The sequence below is a fragment of the Saccharibacillus alkalitolerans genome (assembly GCF_011090185.1).
Lineage (GTDB): Bacteria > Bacillota > Bacilli > Paenibacillales > Paenibacillaceae > Saccharibacillus > Saccharibacillus alkalitolerans.
This window is the reverse complement of sequence record NZ_JAAFGS010000007.1, coordinates 216158-234222: the sequence shown is the minus strand read 5'-3', so window position 1 is coordinate 234222 and position 18065 is coordinate 216158. Positions and strand designations below refer to the sequence as shown.

General features: G+C 58.2%; 17 protein-coding genes. 8 read left to right on the top strand and 9 right to left on the bottom strand.

What is annotated here, in order from left to right:
- Positions 1-85 precede the first annotated feature (85 nt).
- Positions 86-2728 (bottom strand): YhgE/Pip domain-containing protein, encoded by a 2643-nt coding sequence (locus tag GYN08_RS18635; protein WP_166277438.1) that lies wholly within the window; start codon positions 2726-2728, stop codon positions 86-88.
- Positions 2729-3076: 348 nt separating this feature from the next.
- Here GYN08_RS18635 and GYN08_RS18630 point away from each other — a divergent pair, with 348 nt between their 5' ends.
- Positions 3077-4669 carry an ATP-binding protein gene (locus tag GYN08_RS18630; RefSeq protein WP_166277437.1) on the top strand — a complete coding sequence of 531 codons (1593 nt, stop codon included), beginning with the start codon at positions 3077-3079 and terminating at the stop codon, positions 4667-4669.
- A 95-nt stretch (positions 4670-4764) separates the two neighbouring features.
- Here the strand turns inward: GYN08_RS18630 and GYN08_RS18625 are convergent, their stop codons facing one another.
- A complete protein-coding gene (locus tag GYN08_RS18625) occupies positions 4765-4974 on the bottom strand; it encodes an SRPBCC domain-containing protein (RefSeq protein ID WP_268952894.1) in 210 nt (69 codons plus the stop codon).
- 67 nt (positions 4975-5041) lie between these two features.
- Between GYN08_RS18625 and GYN08_RS18620 the strand changes: the two genes are divergently transcribed.
- The gene (locus GYN08_RS18620; protein WP_166277436.1) at positions 5042-6394 is read left to right on the top strand and encodes a glucoamylase family protein; all 1353 of its coding nucleotides are present in this window, start codon (positions 5042-5044) and stop codon (positions 6392-6394) included.
- Positions 6395-6688: 294 nt separating this feature from the next.
- Here GYN08_RS18620 and GYN08_RS18615 read toward each other — a convergent pair whose 3' ends face one another.
- Positions 6689-6946 carry a DUF6953 family protein gene (locus GYN08_RS18615; RefSeq protein ID WP_166277435.1) on the bottom strand — a complete coding sequence of 86 codons (258 nt, stop codon included), beginning with the start codon at positions 6944-6946 and terminating at the stop codon, positions 6689-6691.
- An 84-nt stretch (positions 6947-7030) separates the two neighbouring features.
- Positions 7031-7366 carry a DUF4870 domain-containing protein gene (locus tag GYN08_RS18610; RefSeq protein WP_166277434.1) on the bottom strand — a complete coding sequence of 112 codons (336 nt, stop codon included), beginning with the start codon at positions 7364-7366 and terminating at the stop codon, positions 7031-7033.
- A 228-nt stretch (positions 7367-7594) separates the two neighbouring features.
- Here GYN08_RS18610 and GYN08_RS18605 point away from each other — a divergent pair, with 228 nt between their 5' ends.
- Genes GYN08_RS18605 through GYN08_RS18595 form a run of 3 tightly spaced genes read left to right on the top strand, consistent with a single transcriptional unit; the run spans position 7595 to position 9026 of the window.
- The gene (locus GYN08_RS18605) at positions 7595-8020 is read left to right on the top strand and encodes a MarR family winged helix-turn-helix transcriptional regulator (RefSeq protein WP_166277433.1); all 426 of its coding nucleotides are present in this window, start codon (positions 7595-7597) and stop codon (positions 8018-8020) included.
- Positions 8021-8047: 27 nt separating this feature from the next.
- On the top strand, positions 8048-8686 hold the full coding sequence (locus GYN08_RS18600) for a nitroreductase family protein (protein WP_166277432.1): 639 nt from the start codon (positions 8048-8050) through the stop codon (positions 8684-8686).
- Between the two features lie 40 nt (positions 8687-8726).
- Positions 8727-9026: a putative quinol monooxygenase gene (locus tag GYN08_RS18595; protein ID WP_166277431.1), complete on the top strand. Its 300-nt coding sequence runs from the start codon at positions 8727-8729 to the stop codon at positions 9024-9026.
- A gap of 142 nt (positions 9027-9168) precedes the next feature.
- Here GYN08_RS18595 and GYN08_RS18590 read toward each other — a convergent pair whose 3' ends face one another.
- The 3 genes from GYN08_RS18590 to melA form a co-directional block, all read right to left on the bottom strand.
- Positions 9169-9498 (bottom strand): hypothetical protein, encoded by a 330-nt coding sequence (locus GYN08_RS18590; protein ID WP_166277430.1) that lies wholly within the window; start codon positions 9496-9498, stop codon positions 9169-9171.
- A 143-nt stretch (positions 9499-9641) separates the two neighbouring features.
- On the bottom strand, positions 9642-10679 hold the full coding sequence (locus tag GYN08_RS18585; protein ID WP_166277429.1) for a C40 family peptidase: 1038 nt from the start codon (positions 10677-10679) through the stop codon (positions 9642-9644).
- 161 nt (positions 10680-10840) lie between these two features.
- Positions 10841-12169 (bottom strand): alpha-glucosidase/alpha-galactosidase, encoded by a 1329-nt coding sequence (gene melA / locus GYN08_RS18580; RefSeq protein WP_166277428.1) that lies wholly within the window; start codon positions 12167-12169, stop codon positions 10841-10843.
- A gap of 130 nt (positions 12170-12299) precedes the next feature.
- Here melA and GYN08_RS18575 point away from each other — a divergent pair, with 130 nt between their 5' ends.
- Complete coding sequence (locus GYN08_RS18575; protein ID WP_166277425.1) at positions 12300-13139, top strand: AraC family transcriptional regulator; 840 nt, start codon at positions 12300-12302, stop codon at positions 13137-13139.
- A 142-nt stretch (positions 13140-13281) separates the two neighbouring features.
- Here the strand turns inward: GYN08_RS18575 and GYN08_RS18570 are convergent, their stop codons facing one another.
- Positions 13282-14067 carry a helix-turn-helix domain-containing protein gene (locus tag GYN08_RS18570; protein WP_166277422.1) on the bottom strand — a complete coding sequence of 262 codons (786 nt, stop codon included), beginning with the start codon at positions 14065-14067 and terminating at the stop codon, positions 13282-13284.
- Between the two features lie 251 nt (positions 14068-14318).
- Here GYN08_RS18570 and pyk point away from each other — a divergent pair, with 251 nt between their 5' ends.
- Positions 14319-15734: a pyruvate kinase gene (gene pyk, locus GYN08_RS18565; RefSeq protein WP_166277419.1), complete on the top strand. Its 1416-nt coding sequence runs from the start codon at positions 14319-14321 to the stop codon at positions 15732-15734.
- Between the two features lie 193 nt (positions 15735-15927).
- Here pyk and GYN08_RS18560 read toward each other — a convergent pair whose 3' ends face one another.
- The gene (locus tag GYN08_RS18560; RefSeq protein WP_166277416.1) at positions 15928-16254 is read right to left on the bottom strand and encodes a hypothetical protein; all 327 of its coding nucleotides are present in this window, start codon (positions 16252-16254) and stop codon (positions 15928-15930) included.
- Positions 16255-16729: 475 nt separating this feature from the next.
- Here GYN08_RS18560 and GYN08_RS18555 point away from each other — a divergent pair, with 475 nt between their 5' ends.
- On the top strand, positions 16730-18025 hold the full coding sequence (locus GYN08_RS18555) for an N-acetylmuramoyl-L-alanine amidase (RefSeq protein ID WP_166277413.1): 1296 nt from the start codon (positions 16730-16732) through the stop codon (positions 18023-18025).
- Positions 18026-18065 lie beyond the last annotated feature (40 nt).

Sequence of the window (18065 nt, the reverse complement as noted above, 5' to 3'; positions counted from 1 at the left end):
TTCTATTATCCCGCAAAAAAAGCTTCCCGCGAAGCCGATTTCTCGTTCGCGGGAAGCTTGCTGCCCGAACCGGGCGCGATCGGCTTTATACCGTGGCCGGTTCGATATCTTGTTCTTCTTCGATGCCCGTCTTGATCATCTTGCTGCTGAACAGGAACACCAGCAGCGCCAGCAGGATGAAGACGACCCCGAAGATTCCCACATGGGCCAGCTGCCCCCAGAAATAACCCCAGTCGTTGCCGAGCGAGACCGCTTCGCGCAGAGCGCGAATGCCGTAAGTCGCCGGCAGGTAAGGATTGATCGCCTGGAAGAAGTCCGGCGTCAGCACTTTCGGGAACGTGCCCGCGCTGCCGCCGATTTGCGCCAGCAGGATCAGGAAAGCAATGAACTGGCCGACCTTGCCCAGCGCCGCGAACAGGAAGAACAGCAGCGACAGGAAGGTCAGGCTGATCGTCAAGGTAATCGCGTAGAAGTGCCACAGGCTCTGTACCTGAAGCCCTACGATGCCGATCAGCACCGCGTCCAGGATGGCCGATTGAAGCACGGCCATGAACAGAATCACGCTGAATTTGCTCAGGAACCAGGCCAAGCCGGAACGCGGCCGGATCTGAGGCGTCTTCAGCGGGTAGACCGAGGAGAACATGAGCGCGCCCGCGAACAGGGCGATCGACATCATGTAAGGCGCCAGGCCTTCTCCGTATTCCGTCACGTCATGGACGTCGTCATGCGTCAGTTCCGTCGGCTGCGCGAACATGTCGTACGTCTTGTCGTCCGAGCTGACGTCGCCGGCTTCTTGGACGCCGTCGTTAAGCGACGTGTAGAGCTCGTTGGTGCCTTCTTTCAGGTCGCCCACGCCGTCGTTCAGCGTAACCGAACCGTCCGCCAATTTGTCGGCGCCGTCTCTCAACTCGCCGGTCGCGCTGCCGAGCTTGCCCAGGCCGCCGACGAGCTGACTGCCGCCGTCTTTCAGTTGGCCCAGGCCGCTGACCAGGCTCTGCGAACCGTCCTGCAGCCGGGCGGTACCGCTCACCAGGCTCTGCGAGCCGTCCTTCAGCTGGCCGGCTCCGCTGACCAGGCTCTGCGAACCGTCCTGCAGCTGACCGACGCCGCTCACCAGGCTCTGCGATCCGTCTTTCAGCTGACCCGCTCCGCTGACCAGGCCGGCAGCTCCGTCGGCCAGCTGCTTCGAACCGGCTTCCGCTTCGCCGATCTTGGCCGACAGCGTGCCGAGACCGTCCGTCAGCTGCTTCTGACCGTCAAGCAGATCCGAAGACCCTTGGACAAGCTGGCTTTGTCCGGCCGCCAATTGGCCGACCGCCGTTTGAATCCGCTTCGCGCCGTCGTTCAGCTGAGCGACGCTCGAACTCAGCTGATCCAGTTGGCCGAGCGACTGCTGCAGCTGCGAAGCCGAAGCGCCGTCGCCGGACGAAGTTCCGTCGGTTCCCGCGGCCCCTGCCGCCATCATCGACAGCAGCTTCTGCTTGTCGGCATCCGGAATCGTCGAGCTGCCCTGGATGTAGGCCGCCATCGCTTCCTGCTGCTGCTTGATCGCGGCCGCTTTCTGCTGAAGCTGCTGCTGGGCCGCGCTCATTTGATCGACCGCCGAGGAAGCTTGTCCGCCGAGACCCTGAACCGCTTGGTTCAGCTGGTCCATTCCCGCCGTAAACGGCGTCAGCTGCTCCTGCAGCTGCTGCAGGCCGTCATTCGATTGACCCAGCCCCTGATTCAGCTGCTCCGCGCCCGCTTCCAGCTTTTGCGAGCCTCCGGCCAGCGTATCCGCGCCGTCTTTGAGCTGCGTCAGGCCGCTATCGAGCTGCTGCGCCCCGCTCTGCAGGCTGCCCGCTCCGGTCGACAGCGCGCCGAGGCCGTCGTCAAGCTTCTTCGCGCCGCCCGACAGCGCGCCCAGACCGTCGTCCAGTTTCTTCGCGCCGCCCGACAGCGTACCGAGACCGTCATCCAGCTGTTTTGCCCCCCCGGACAGCGTCCCGAGACCGTCGTTCAACTGCGCCGCCCCCGAGGCGGCGCTGACGATGCCTGTGCTGAGCGTGCCGGCGCCGTTCTTCAGATCGCCGACGCCCTGCTGGAAGGTGACGCTGTTCTCGGCCAGCTTCTTCAAGTTGTCCGTCAGCTTCTGCGAACCTTCCGCCAGATCGGCGGCGCCGTCATTGAGCTTTTTCGCCCCGTCGTCGGCATCCTTGAGTCCGTTCACCAGATCGGTCAAGCTGCCGAACACCGTCGAAGCGTATTCTTTCGTTACCTGCTCGGCAATCTCGTCGTTGACTTCCTTGATCGCCGATTTGGCGATCTGCGCCGACGAATAACCCATGCCCGCATTGGTATAGTATTTGAGATTCATCTTCTTCGGGTCTTTGTTCAGCAGGGTCGAAGCGTTCTCCGAAAAATTGTTCGGCAGCTCGATCACCATAATGTACTTTTCGCGGTTCAGCCCTTCGAGAGCCTCCTGCTTATCCGTGACGACCCACTTGAAAGAATCGTTGTCCTTAAGTCCGTCGACGAAATCCTTGCCTACCTCAAGGCGCTTGCCTTCGTATTCGGTCCCCGTATCGCCGTTCACCACCGCTACGGACAACCGATCCGTATGGCCGTAAGGATTCCAGTAAGCCGACAGAAAGAACAGGCCGTACAATCCCGGAACCAACAGCATCGCAATCACGGTCAACATCGTCATCCGATGCTTCAAAATATTTTTCCACTCCGATTTGAACATCTCCGGGTTCAAGCTCCTTTCCTTATCCTTTTCGTGCCGTTCGTATCGACCTTTTCGCTCCAAACTGACCAAAAAAACATTTCGGTCATTCGGTACTGTGAGAAGTATATCACATCTGTGACAGAATACAACCTGATTTTCATCTTTTTTCAGAATCTCTTTCATTTCTTCTCCTGCTCTTATATCGAAATTTGAACGGGAAGCGTCCAGATCTTTTTTTACATTAACAAGCCTTTTTCTCATTTTTTGAACGCTTCTTACGAACCCTGCTTATTCCGATCTACATTTCCTTCTGCACGGGTGCTATAATTGCCCTATGTGTGAAGTCTATAAATGAGGTGAGCTGCGTTGAATCCGGAAACCGATCTGGGAATCAAATACAAAGTACTGAACGAGCTGCTGCCCGGAATGCTCTCCAGCAGGACACCGTCGCAGCTGCTGACGCATGTCTTCGACTGCGTCAGCAGGTACTTTAACCTGGATCTCTTGTTGAATTATTGGGTGGAAGAACGATTTCCTTACCGGCTTCAGCTGATTCATCATAGAGGCGTGACCTCCGCCGAAGCCGAAGCGCTCCTGTCGCTCGATCAGGGGCAGACGATCTGCGGCGCGGTAGTCAAGTCGAAACAGCCGTATGTCTGCGAGCGCCTGCAGGAGACGACGGATTTTCAAGGACGCATCCTGCGGCAGATGGGCCTGCGGCGTTATGCCTGTTTCCCGCTCGTTCTCCCGAGCGAAGATCGTCCGTTCGCGCTCGGCTTCGGCTCGCACGGTTCCGATGTCTTCGAGCCGGCAGAGCTGGAAATACTGCATCTGATCGCCTCGCAGCTGGTACATGCTTTCGACCGGATCGGCAGGCTCGAAGAGCTGGAGCGTCAAAACTCGGCGCTTTTCGAGACGAACCGTTTCCTTTCCTCCTCGGAAAACCGGTTTGCCGCCATTTTCGCGGCCAGTCCGCACCCCATGCTCATCACCACGCTGGAAAATCACGAGGTCATCGAAGCGAACGACGCGTTCCTGCTCCTGCTCGGCATCACCCGGCGCGATATGGACCTGCGTTACGGCGAGCTGATTCGGGGCAATGAACTGATGCTGCAAATTCCGGAACCGGATGAAACGTCTACCGTTCCGGAAGGCATCAGCCGCGAGGTCACGTTCACGAACCATGCCGGGGAGGAAAAAGTCTGCATTCTCCGCACCGTGCGGCTGGACTTTAACGGCGAACTGCTGCTGCTCACGATGATCAGCGACCTGACCGAGCATAAGCAGTACGAACACGAACTGCAGCGCCTGTCCCAGCTTCATCTGGTCGGCGAAGTGGCGGCCGGGATCGGGCATGAAGTCCGCAATCCGATGACGACCGTGCGCGGCTTCCTGCAGTTGATGCTGATGCAGGGCAAGAACACGCTCGAGCCCGCTTATCTGCAGGTCATGATCGAGGAGCTGGACCGCGCCAACCAGATCATCACGGAGTTTCTCTCGCTCGCCAAAGACCATATGGTGCAGCTCAAGCGGGAAAATCTGAACGACCTGATCCGCAAAATCATGCCGCTGATCGAAGCCGACGCTTCCGTGACGGGCAAGATGATCACCACCCATCTGACCCCGATCGAACCGATCGAAATGGACAGCAAGCAGATCACGCAGCTGATCCTGAACTTCGTCCGCAACGCTCTGGAGGCGACCGGCGAAAGCGGCTGGATCCAGTTGAAAACGTATATGCAGGACGATCGGGCCGTGCTGGTGATCGAAGACAACGGCCCGGGCATCGCGACGGACGTCGTCGAGCAGATCTGGAAGCCGTTCTACACCACCAAGGAAAACGGCTCCGGCCTCGGCCTCGCCATCTGCTTCAGCATCGCCAACAAACACGGCGCCTCCATCGACCTGTCGACCGGCAAGGAAGGCACCGCGTTTTATGTCCGCTTCCGGACGAATTGATTCGATTCCCGCCCGTTCACAGCTTCCGGCCGACGCAAAAAAGCGCTCGGACGGAAGCTTTTTCCGTTCGAACGCTTGCATGCAAAAGAAAGGCCTTACCGCAGCGCTTGTTCGAATTTCCCGAACCAGCCGCTCCATCCGTATCTCGCTCCCTCGAGCCCGTGCACATTCGTGAAGCCCGTCTGATCGAGATGCAGGTTTACCGTCCCGTCGCCTTGATCCTCCAAGGTCCACGTCACCGTATGCCTCTCGTCTCCCGCCGCCCAGGAATAAGACACGCGATTCGGCAGAGTTTTGATTTCCAAATAGGAGGGTACTTATGGTATCATCAGTAGCGAAACGTTTCGAATCCATTTTGGAAGGAGAAAAGCCATGAAAAAAAGTTCGATGTTCAGCTTTGTTCTCGCTTTTTGCCTGCTCGCCCATTTGGCGCTGCCGCCTGCCGCTTCCGCACAGTCTTCGAACAAACCCGCCGGATTCAGCTCTGAATTGAAAGCGCTCTCCAAAAAGACTTATAAGTACTTCAAAGACTTCACCGATGCCGAAACGGGCTTGACGTCCGACGAGGTCAGAATGACCGATAAGGGTGCGGAGGAAGCCAAACGCACCTCGCCTACCAACATTGCCATGTATATGATGAGTACCGTTTCCGCCGAGCAGATGCGCCTTATTCCGAAAAAAGAGGCCGTCTCGCGCTTGAAAACGACGTTGAATTCGCTGGAGAAGATGGATAAATGGAACGGCCTGTTCTACAACTGGTACAACACGGAAGACGCTTCCGTCAAAAAAGATTGGGGGCAGTTCATCTCCCAGGTCGACAACGGTTGGTTGTCCGCCGGTCTGATCGTGGTCGGCCAAGCGTATCCGGAACTGAACGGGCAGACGGGCAAGCTTGTCGAAGAGATGGATTACGCGAAGCTGTACGATTCCGAAGTCGGCCAATTCCGCGGCGGTTACGACGTCGCCAAAGGCGCGCTGACGGATCATCATTACGGGACGTTCTATACCGAACCCCGAGTCGCCAGCTACATTGCCATCGGCAAAGGCGACGTTCCCCGGGAACACTGGTGGAAAATGTATCGCACGATGCCCCGGGAATGGGATTGGCAGTCGCAAATTCCCGAGGGCCAAACCGTCAATTACGACGGCGTGGACGTCTTCGAAGGAAGCTACGCCTATAAAGGCCGAAAATTCGTCCCGAGCTGGGGCGGCAGCATGCTCGAAGCCCTGATGCCGGGTATGGTGATCAAAGAAAAAGATTTGGGCACCCGGGCTCTGGGATTGAACAACCAGCGTCATGCCGAGCTGCAGATCGCTTACGCCAAAGAAAAAGGCTACCCGGCCTGGGGATTCTCGCCTTCCGCCACGCCGACCGGATACAGCGAGTTCGCCGCGACGCCGCTCGGCATCTCGGGTTATAAAGACAGCTCGACGGTGACGGCGCATGCCACTTTCCTGGCCTTGGATTATGTGCCGAAAGAGGCCCGCGAGAACATCAAAGCGTTAAAAAAATTAAAGATGATGGGCAAATACGGCTTATACGATTCCGTCAACCTGGAGACGAAAGAAGTCGCCAAAGCTTACCTGGCCCTGGATCAAGGCATGATCATGGTCTCCGTCGCCAATTATGTGAAAGACGGCGTGATCCGGGATTATTTCCACAACGACCCCATCGGCCAGAAGCCCGAAGAGTTATTGAAAAAAGAAGTGTTCTCGATTCAATGATCCAGCGGCTCGTCTACTCTTGTCCTTCCCTCTTCAAAAAGCAACAGAAAGCCGCCGGGGATCCCGGCGGCTTTTTTGTTGAAGGGACCTATACTTTAGGGCATGAGGCAGAGGAATGATTTTAGTGCAGGAGCGATAGCGTTCGCCTTTGCAATGGGAAAGCCTCTTCTTGAGTCTAATCAAGCTTCCCCATTGCAACACGCGACCGAAACAAAATCATTCCGAGCCCCCTGCCCTTCTTCACGTATAGGACTTTGCAGCAAAAAAGCCGCCGGAAACCCCGGCGGCCTTCTTTTACCCGATCCATCCCCACATAAATCCGTCCCGATCCCAGGCGATCCGCCCTTTGTTGAGCTTGCGGAACTCCTTCTTCACTTCCTTTTCGAGCGACGCGTTGCCGTTCTCGTTGACGAAAATGAACGCCTCGCCGAAATGCTCGCGAACGTGGGCGATCGCTTCTTCCTGCCTCAGAATGCCGCGGAACCGAATCTCCTCGACCATCCATTCCGCGACCTGCTTGGCGGTCTTCCCCGCCGATTGTTCTTCGCTCATGTGAATCCTCCCGCTTCCGTCCGACATCCCGTCATGCCGCGGAACGCGGACGGCCTTTTCCCCTACTATACCCGATCTCCGCGATTATTTCAGGATTTCGATGGCCGGCATGAACGGCAGAGGCTGCATTTTGCCGTTGACCGCGTTCATGATGCCGATGACCAGGTACACCAGGCCCGCCACGTAAAACAGCGGGAACAGCATCCAGCCGATGAAAGGAATGAAGCCTAACACAAGATTGCCGGCGATCAGCACGAGCAGCAGAAGCAGTCCCTGATTGGCGTGGTACATCGCGAAACGCGAGCTGCGCGCAGCCAGCAGCGGCAGGAAGAACAGAATGTAGGCCAGCGCGGCGATGGTCTTGTTGTCTTCCACGTCCCTCGATTCGCGGCTCGGGTCGTACGGGTTTTGATTTTGCATGGTTTGAACTCCTCTCTTTTTTTGAAATACTCGGATCTGCGGAAGGCCCGGACGCATTTTTCAATCGTCGCCTGTTGTCTAAGCGGATATACGCCGGGAAAAAGGCGCGGTTTCATTTTCTTTTCATAAATTTTTTATTAGGTACTTGCTTTTTCTCAGCGTTCGTTTTATATTATTTGATGTGTCAATCATTGAGGGATCAAACATAAAGGAAAGGGGCGGCTGCATATGTGCCCGGTCACGCCAGAATCGTGCATTCTCGAAAAGCTTCAACTGCTTAACAACCGTGTAGGGACCGCGTTTTCCGGCTGTGTCGGTACCAGCGCTTCCCGCTTCCGGCTCCTTCAGGAGCTGTTCGCCGCCGAAGAAATCGGCCAGACCGCGCTGCAGAAGTCGCTGGGGATCGACGGCGCCGCCGTTACCCGCCACTTGAAGCAGCTCGAGACGCAGGGCCTCGTCAGCAGACGCAGCTGTCCGAACGACAACCGGATTACGCTCGTCCGTCTCACCGATCTCGGCCGAAGCCATATCGAAGGTTTCGTGCAGGAGAAGGCGCGCCTGATCGCAGGCCTGCTGGACGGATTCGACGCGGAAGAACGCCGGACGCTGGCGAGCATGCTCGACCGGATGCACCGAAACGCCGATTCCCTTTAAAAATAACTATCCAAAGGAGCTGTCCCTATGAGCAGTGTACAAAAAGTTCAAGATTTCATGGAAGTCATCAAAAGCCGCCGGTCCGTGCGTTATTACGACCCGTCCGTCAAGATCAGCCGCGAGGAAATGACGCAAATGCTCGAAGAGTCCGTGCTGGCACCTTCGTCGGTCAATATGCAGCCTTGGCGTTTTGTCGTGATCGAAAGCGAAGAAGCCAAAGCGAAACTGCTGCCGCTGGCGAAATTCAACGGACACCAAGTCGAAACTTCTTCGGCCGTCGTAGCCGTGTTCGGCGATCTGAAGTTCACGGACTTCGCCGAAGAAATTTTCGGCAAAGCCGTCGAATTGGGCTACATGCCGCAGGACGTCAAAGAGCAGCAGCTTGCCGCCTACCTGCCGCTGTTCGACGCGATGCCGGTCGAAATGAAGCGGGATTCCGTTCTGATCGACGCCGGTCTCGTCTCGATGCAGTTTATGCTGGTGGCTCGCGCTCACGGATACGACACGAACCCGATCGGCGGTTACGAAAAAGACAAAGTCGCCGAAGCGTTCGGCATCGACCCGGAACGTCACGTGCCGGTTATGCTGATCTCGATCGGCAAAGCCGCGAAGCCGGGCCATTCTTCCGCTCGTCTCGACATCGCCCGCACGACGGAATGGCGTTAAGCCGTATCCGCATTCGACCCATTACGAGGAGGCATTCAAAATGATTATCATTCATGCGACTTTCCAAGTTAACCCGGCCAAGGAAGAGACTTTCCTGAACGCGATGAAACCGCTCGTCGAGGCTTCGCAGGCCGAAGAAGGCAACATCGCGTACGATCTGCACAAAGCCGTAGGACGCGACAACGTGTATACGATGGTCGAAGTATGGCGCGATCAGGAAGCGACCGCGATCCATAACAAGAGCGAACACTTCACGAAGTTCGCCGCTTCTGCATCCGAATACCTGACGGCTCCGCTGGAGATCAAAGCGTTCGCCGGCGAAGAACTGCCGCTGTCTTAAGAAGGCCAGGGGGCGCGTGTTTGCAAAGCCCCTTTCGTCCTTAGCTCTAAACTTATGAAAAAAGCCCCGCTGCCGGATCTTCCGGAGCGGGGCTTTTTTCATTCGGTTGCGTGACGACGTTCTGTCCGCGCTTACCCGGCGCTTAATAGTAGCGGCGCTGCTCGTCCGCGCGGCGCGCCGCCGCGCTCGGTCCGTGCAAAGCGTTGACCGCCAGAGCGATGCCGCTCACCATGTGAAGCGCCCAGCCGAGGAACGGAATCCAAGCCAGCGCCGACGTGATCAAGCCGAGGACCGGGCCGTAGAACGGAACGCGGTCGCGTGCCGCGAATACCAGCGTGACCAAATGCAGAAGGAACATGAATCCGAGCGCCGTATATCCCGTGCCCAGCACGAACCATCCTCCCAAAATCGGGATCGCGAGCAGCAGCTCGCACGCGGCGGCCACCAGCAGCAAAACTCTCGATGTTCTCATTTTATTCTCTCCTATTCGATATGGAATGAACGAAATTATCCGTCGTTGTCATGCTTTCCATTACGGGAGGACGAGAGGAAAGTTTCTTTTTTCGCCAATATTTTAAAGAGACGGCGTTCTCGGCCGTATCGCTGCCGCCGCGCTTAATCGTTCAAGTAACGTCTCGCGCCGGCAAACTCGTTGGCGTAGCCGGGCGTGGAAATCGGAAGGATCTCCACCGTCTTGCCCGCTTTCGGCGAATGCATCATCTTCCCGTCCCCGATATACATCGCAACGTGGTGAACGCTGCCCCTGCCGTTATTGTGGGCGAAAAACATAAGGTCTCCCGGCTTCAGGTTCGCCTTTGCTACGGCTTTACCCGCTCGCGCCTGTTCCGACGCGTCGCGCGGCAGCAAAATGCCGGAATAGCGGTAGATCGCCCCCGTGAAGCCGGAGCAGTCGAAGCCGTACGCGGACGTGCCCGCCCACAGATAAGGAAGCCCGAGGAAAGCTTTGCCGGTCTCGACCAGCTGCGCGCCGCTCGGCTGCCGCTCCGGGCTGCCGGCTTCGACGATCTTGACGTCCTCGGCCCGCAGCAGCGAATTCCCGTATTGAGCCGTCCGCACTTCCACCCATTTGCCCTTCTCGGCCACCACCGGCAGCCGGGTGCCGAAGCTCAGCTCCAGCCGCTTCGTCCTGCCGTCCGTTTTATACAGGTTCGCGGTCTTCGCGCTGACGACCGCCGCGGAACCCGACTGCGCCGTCCAATCTTCGGCGGGTACCGTTCTCAGCTGCACCGTAGGCAGCCAGCCGGGATACCCTTGAACGTTCTTCGCCGTCGCCTGGTCCGTCACGGCGACCCGCGACCAATTCCCTTTGGTCTGCAGAACTTTCACTTCCTGGCCGTACAGCGCCTGCGTCTCGGTTCTGCCGGTCAGCCATCTGCGCTTTTCCGTCGTATTCATCGCTTTCGTCCAGGAAGCCATATCGACCGGCGAAGTCAGCGACGGAGCGTCGATGGCGCGGGTCTGCCCGGGCAGCTTCCAGAGCGTGGCGACGGATACCCCGATCACCGTTTTGGCGTTGTCGCCGTTTCCGGCGGACGAAGCGGCTTCCGCGCCGCGGAAGCCGGAGAAAGAAAGCATCGGCAGCAGCAGAAGCAGCGCGAGCAGAGACAGCGATAACTTTTTACCGACATTCATGAATGCAAAACCCTCGTTTCTGCGATGATTTGGACACTGACCGTCTAGTTTTCCACCAGTTTACCAGAAGAACGGCTCGAAATCAGCGAAAACGGCAAATAAGCCCGCAGAGAAATTCCGCGAGCTTACCGGCATGCCCCTGGTTACCGAAAGGCCCTTCGTTACGACACCGGCTGTCCCGCCCTGCGCCGGCCGCCAAACTGCGGCAGCCAGTCCCCGTGCGCTTCGATCAGGTCGTCGCACAGCGATACGATATCGTCGATCGACAGTTCGGCCGCCGTATGCGGATCGAGCATCGCCGCATGGTAGACATGCTCCCTTTTTCCCGTCAAGGCCGCTTCGATCGTCAGCCGCTGCGTATTGATATTGGTCTGATTGAGCGCCGCGAGCTGCGGAGGCAGATCGCCGACGTGCGTCGGACTGACGCCCGAAGCGTCGACCAGGCACGGCACCTCGACGCACGCATCCTGCGGCAGATTCGTAATCAGGCCCGTGTTCATCACGTTGCCCGCGATCTTGAACGGTACGTCCGTCTCCATGGCCTCGAGAATGCGCGACGCGTATTCCAAGCTGCGCGTATGCTCCAGCGCCTCGCCGGTCATCAGGCCGTCGCGCATCTCTTCCCATTCCCGGATCTGGTTCACGCAGCGCCGCGGATACTCGTCGAGCGGAATATTGAAGCGTTCGATCAGCTCCGGGTAGCTCTTTTTGATAAAGTAAGGATGGTACTCCGCGTTGTGCTCCGACGACTCCGTCACGTAATAGCCGAACCGGTGCATCAGTTCGAAGCGCACCATGTCGTGATGCTTCTCCTTCTGCTTCTCGGCCGCGCGGCGCTTGATCTCCGGATAAAGATCTTCCCCGTCCCGCGTCACTTCGAGCAGCCAGGCCATATGGTTGATGCCCGCGATGTTCGCCCGCACGCCCGCGGTATCCATGCCCAGATTGGCGAACAGGTCCGGAATGCAGTGCTGCACGCTGTGGCACAGGCCGACCGTCTTGATGCCGCCCGCCGTGTTCATCACATTCGTCAGCACCGCCATCGGATTCGTATAGTTCAGGAACCAGGCGTCCGGGCAAAGCTCCCCCATATCGGCGGCGATGTCCAGCATGACCGGAACGGTGCGCAGGTTGCGGAAAATGCCTCCGATCCCCAGCGTGTCCGCGATCGTCTGGCGCAGTCCGTATTTCTTCGGCACTTCGAAGTCCGTGATCGTGCACGGATCGTAGCCACCGACCTGGATCGCGTTGATGACGTACTTCGCTCCCCGAAGCGCTTCCTTTCGATCCGTGTAGGACTTGATCCGGCAGCGGCTGCCCACCGTCTTTTTCATGGCATGAAGCAAGGTCTCCGATTCGTTCAATCGCTTCGGGTCGATGTCGAACAGCGCCAGCTCGAAGTCCTGCAGCGCCGGCGTCAGCATAATGTCTCCCAAAACGTTGCGTACAAAAACGGTGCTTCCTGCGCCGATAAACGTGATTTTGTGCATGCCTGTCAGCCTCCCTGTTTGTTATTCGTCTCTGGTTACACTATAGCGAGAACGCTTACAGGAAGACATGGAGTAATGGCAGATGTTTTTGTTATAATGTATGAATTAGGATCGAGAGGAGAACGACGTTTTGCCAGACGAATACTTCACTCATGCCCGCGATGACTCCCGCATGCCGGACGACGTCTCGCTGCTCTTTTACGGCCGCGAGGAATGCTCGCCGGACCATTTTTGGGGGCCCGGGCTGCGGGACGCCTTCATCCTGCATTATATCCGCGGCGGCCGGGGCACCTTCCGTTCGGAAGGCCGGGAATACCGGCTCGAAGCCGGGCAAGGCTTTCTGATCATGCCCGATACGCTCGTGCATTACGAAGCCGACCCCGGCGACCCGTGGGACTATGCCTGGATCGGACTGCGCGGTCTCCGTGTCCGCGCGCTGCTGGAGCGGGCCGGACTGTCGGCCGGCTCGCCCGTCTACACGGCGGCGGACCGGCCGCCGTTCGAGCGCTTCTACGCCGGGCTGCTCGAGGCGCGCGAGCGGCCCGGCGGCGACCTGCTGGCGCAGGCGGAAGTGTACCGCCTGCTGGCCGCGCTGGTCGCGGGCGCGCCGCAGCCTTCGGCGCGCGCGAATACGCCTCCCCGCGCAAGGGAGGCGCATCTGTCCAGGGCTGCGGCCGTCATCGAGAACGGCTACAGCCGCAAGCTGGGCGCGGAAGATATCGCCCGCGCCGTGGGGCTCGACCGGACGTATCTGTCGAGCCTGTTCAAAGACGCCTACGGCGTCCCGCTGCAGACGTTCCTGCTGCAGTACCGCATGCGGCGCGCGCGGGATCTGCTGCGCAATCCGTCGCTCTCGGTCAGCGACGTGGCCCGGTCGGTCGGCTACCCGGACCCGTTCCTGTTCTCCAAAATGTTCAAGCGCGTCTGCGGCGTCTCGCCGAGCGCCTACCGCGAGCAGCCGGAGCCTTGACCCGCCCGGGAGCTTCGGCTGCAGGAAGGCCGCGGGCTTCCGCCTCCGGGGAACGCGGCAGGCGCGAGGAACCGGTTCGTGCCGGCTCTTCCCGTCAGCTGCGCTGCACGCCTTTTCTCTGAGCGCTCCGCCGTTTGCGGGGTCAGCCTTCCGTCCGCCGCCCCTTCAGCAGCTCCGAAGGCGAGCCGCCGGTAATCTTTTTGAATATCCGGTAGAAATACGACACATCTTTGTATCCGAGAAACTCCGCGATTTCCGCCGCATTCAATCGCGACTCGTTCAGCATGTACACGGCCCGCTTCATCCGCTGCCGGTGCACGCATTCGCTGATCGTCCTTCCGCTCACTTCCTTGAACAGCGAAGCGGCGTAGTTCGGGGTACGGCCGATTACCTCGCCCAACACTTCCTTGGTAATCTTCTCCCGGTAATTGCGCTCGATGTACCGCTTCATATGTTCCACGTGCCGCTGCTTCTCGCTCTGGATCATTCCCCGGTCGAATTCCCGGCTGATGTCGATCAGCAGCTCCGTCAGAATGGACTGCGCCATCAGCTCGTAATACGAGGGACGCTCCGTCCACTGCTCGCGCAGCACGCGGATACGGTCGTGAATCGACTCGTACCGGCCCAGGCGCCGCTTGTACGGACGTCCGTGCCGAAGCAGCGGCAGGGCGCTCGCATCCTCGGAAGACACCGTAAATCCGACGACCGTTTTCGTATGGGTCAAAGTCGGCACGCTTTTTCCGTAATAAGGCGTATGGGCCGGGATCAGCAGCACGTCGCCGCGCTCCATAATATTCCGCTGCCCGTCCACCCAATAGATGCATTTCCCGTAAGTTTCCAGCGCCAGCACGTAACAATCCCGCCCCGCTTCGGCTTGTTCGTACCATTCCGCTCCGTTATCCTGATGCACGTCTTCCACCTTCGGCATAAGCGCTTCCTTTCTTTCGTTTCTTTTAGCGTACTATATTTCCTACATTGTACTATATGTCATTTCATCCTGCTTGCCGCAGCGTTACAATAAATGCGAAAGGTTGTTGAAAGCGCCAATCAATTTGCCCGCAGCGGGTATAAGATAAAGAATGGACCGTAATCTTCCCGACGCCGAACCGGTGACTATTCCACGCTTCGGGAGGAACAACAACCCCCAAGCTGAAGAAAACGAGGAGGCTTTTACCGAACATGAAAACCAAGATTGTATGTACGATGGGACCTGCCTGCGACTCCGTTGAAATGCTGAAAGAAATGATCCAATCCGGCATGACCGTGGCCCGCCTGAACATGGCGCACGGCGAACCGGCCGACCACAGCGAGCGCATCCGCAAAGTTCGCCAGGCGGCGTCCGAATTGAATACGTTCGTGCCGATCATGATGGACATCAAGGGACCGGAAGTGCGCATCGGCAAGCTGCAGGAAGAATACGTTCAGCTCGAAGCCGGCAGCGAACTGATCCTGACGACCGAGCCGGAAGTGCTGGGCACGGCGGAGCGTATCGGCGTCAACTATCCGGGCCTGAACCAGGACGTCAAGGCGGGCGACCGCATCCTGATCGACGACGGCCTGATCGCCCTCGACGTATTGAGCGTGGAAGGCACGGAAATCTACTGCAAAATTCTGAACGGCGGCCGCCTCAAACCCCGCAAGGGCGTCAACCTGCCGGGCGTCAAGACGAGCCTGCCGGGCGTAACCGAGCGCGACGTCATGCATATCAACTACGGACTTAGCGAAAATGTCGAGATCATCGCCGCTTCCTTCGTGCGCAAAGGCGAAGACATTCAAGAAATCCGCCGCATCCTGAACGAAAAAGGCGCGGAACACGTGCAGATTATCTCCAAGATCGAAAACCAGGAAGGCATGGACAATCTCGACGCCATCATCGAAGCTTCCGACGGCATCATGGTCGCCCGCGGCGACCTGGGCGTCGAAGTGCCGGTGCAGGACGTTCCGGCCGCGCAGAAGCTCATGATCGACAAGTGCAACCTGGCCGGCAAGCCGGTCATCGTGGCGACGCACATGCTGGAGTCGATGCAGGTCAACCCGCGTCCGACCCGTTCCGAAGTCAGCGACGTGGCCAATGCCGTCCTGCAGGGCGCGGACTGCGTCATGCTGTCCGGCGAATCCGCGGCGGGCAAATACCCGCTGGAGTCCGTCCGTACGATGGCGGCCGTAGCGGCCAAAGCCGAAACGATGATCGATTACGACGCGCAGTTCAACAACAAACGCGCGCTGCACCTGAACGATATCACCGAAGTCGTCAGCCAGAGCTCGGTTAACGCATCGCTGGTGCTCGACGCTGCCGCGCTGATCATTTCGACGGAATCCGGCTTCACGGCCCGGATGATTTCCAAATACCGTCCGAAAGCTCCGATCATCGCCGTATCGCAGCACGAGACGACGCTGCCGAAGATGAGCCTGCTGTACGGCGTCGTGCCGGTCAAAGGCGAATCGGTCAGCAGCACGGACGCCATGTTCGAAGACGCGACGAAAAACGCGCTCGAAGCCGGCTACATCAAATCCGGCGACACGGTCGTACTCTGCGCGGGCATCCCGATCGGTCAAACCGGCAATACGAACGTGATGAAAGTTCAACAGGTCTAATCCCGCATACCCTTCCTCACTTTCATAAGTGAGCACACAAAATACCCCGCTATCCGTGAACACGGATAGCGGGGTATTTTTCGGCGCCGGGAGAAGGGTTCGGCCGACCGGACAGCGGCGGCGCCGAAGTTCCGGTCAAGCGCTTCGTTTAAGGCTGAGGCCGAAGCCGACTCCCGTCGTTATCGAAAATCGGTCAGGCTTTCTTGGCGGCCTTTTTCCGGGCAGGCTTTTTGGCAGCGGCTTTCTCTTCGGCCAGCCGCACTTCCTCGTCCACGCGCTTTTGCTCTTCCACGCGCTTCTCCTCGGCCACGGTAATTTTTTTCTGCCGAACTTCTTCGCCGATGTTCTGCTGCTTCTTCGGGTCCTGCAGCTTTAAATGCTGATCGAACGCTTCGGGATATAAGAAAGCTTTCTCGCCGACTCCGTCGGCAAAACGCACGCTGATTCTTCCTTCGCCGGCACCAATCACTTTACCCGCCCCAAAGCTGGCGTGCTCTACCTGTTCATCGATCAAGTTCATCGGATTCCATCTCCTTTTGGCTTGCCCTTTTCGCAAAACGTCTCGGCCTCGTCACGCTCTTCTTTTACAAAAACAAGCTCTCTCGCTTGTCATGTGCCGTTTATCGGGGGTTCTGCCAAATGGCTACAAGAAGTCTCTTAACCTTAACCCATTGCAAGGGGATTTGAAACAGCAGAACAGCCGAAATCAAAAATATGACCCTCTATTAAAGTGAAGATTTTTCAATTAGAATGAAGTCAAGACGCTTAAGATTTAATTTTCAAGAAATTTTGCAAACTTGTTTTTGAGCATAAAGAACCTTTTTTCGCTGTAACCGCATCTTTCCGCATAGAAACGGGTACTATGAAATGAAATTGCGGGCATTTTCAATACTCTTATTCGCATATTTTTGTTTTTGAAATCAAAGACCTCTTGCGAATGACAACTTGCTGCCTTACGTCGGCACAAAGAAAAAGAACAAAGTGGAGGTACATATATGAACCAATTGAAGCGATCGGCGGACGAACAAAAAGGAAGCCGCGCAGCCGGCGAACCGATTCGGGCTTTTCGCCGCCAAGGACTCGCTTCGCTGACGCTGGCTGCCGGGATCGGCGCGGCCGTCCTGGCTGCGGCACCCGGCGAAGCGCACGCGGACAATTCTTATACAGCCAAAGTCTATACCGATTCGCTTAAAGTGCGGAGCCAAGCGGGCCCCGACACGCCGGTCGTCGGATCGCTCCGAAGCGGAGACGTCGTGACGGTTACGGACGAACTGCTCGGCTGGCTGAAAGTCGAGAACGCGTCGGCTTCCGGTTGGGTAGCGGGCTACTACTTGAAACGCCAGGACGGAAGCGCCGCTTCGGCGGTCGTGACGACTTCTTCAAGCGCGCCGGGACGTTCTTCCAAAACGGCGTCCTCCGCGCCTTCCGGCGGAGGCGCGGTCTCGACCGGCGGCAACGCGCTGGTAACGGCCAACTCCGTCATCATTCGCGGCGGCCCCGGCAGAAACCACGAGCTGCTCGGCTCGGCCAACCGCAACGATGCCGTCACCGTGCTGGATAAGCAGGACGGCTGGGCCCGGATTCAGACTTCGTACGGGGCTTACGGCTGGATCTCGACGAAATATTTGCAGGGCGGCGGACAAGCGACGGTCAAAGCCGCCGTTCAACAGCAAAAGGCGGTCCACGTCAGCACGGCGGCGGCCCAAAGTCCGAAGGCCAGCACGAGCAGCATCCAATCGGGCAGCCTGCAGGGCAAGCTGATCGTGCTCGATCCGGGTCACGGCGGCAACGATCCCGGAACGATCGGCACGACTTACGGGCTGGTCGAGCAGGAGCTGAATTTGAAGACGGCGCTCTATGTCCGGGACTACCTCGTCTCTCGCGGCGCCCGGGTCGAGATGACCCGCACCGACAACGGGCAGCGCCCTTCCCTGGCTGCGCGCGCGCAGCTGGCTCCTTCGCTGGGGGCCGACGCCTTCGTCAGCATCCATTACAATTCGGCGCTGAACGGCTCCGCCAACGGAACGCTCGTCTGCTTCTATTCCGAATCGAAGGATTTGGGGCTGGCGCGCGCTATCGAGGCGCCTTTGAAAGGCGGCACCGGTATCCGCAACAACGGATTGGCGTTCGGCAATTTCAAGGTCATCCGCGAAAACAGCGTTCCGGCCGTCCTGTTGGAAATGGGCTTCCTGTCCAATGCCGCGGACGAGGCGACGATCTCGAGCAGCGATTATCAGCGCAGCGCAGCCAAAGCGATCGCCGACGGCCTTCAGCTGTATTTCTCGAACTGACCCGAATTTCGGCAAAAAGCCCGGCTCCGAGAGGAGCCGG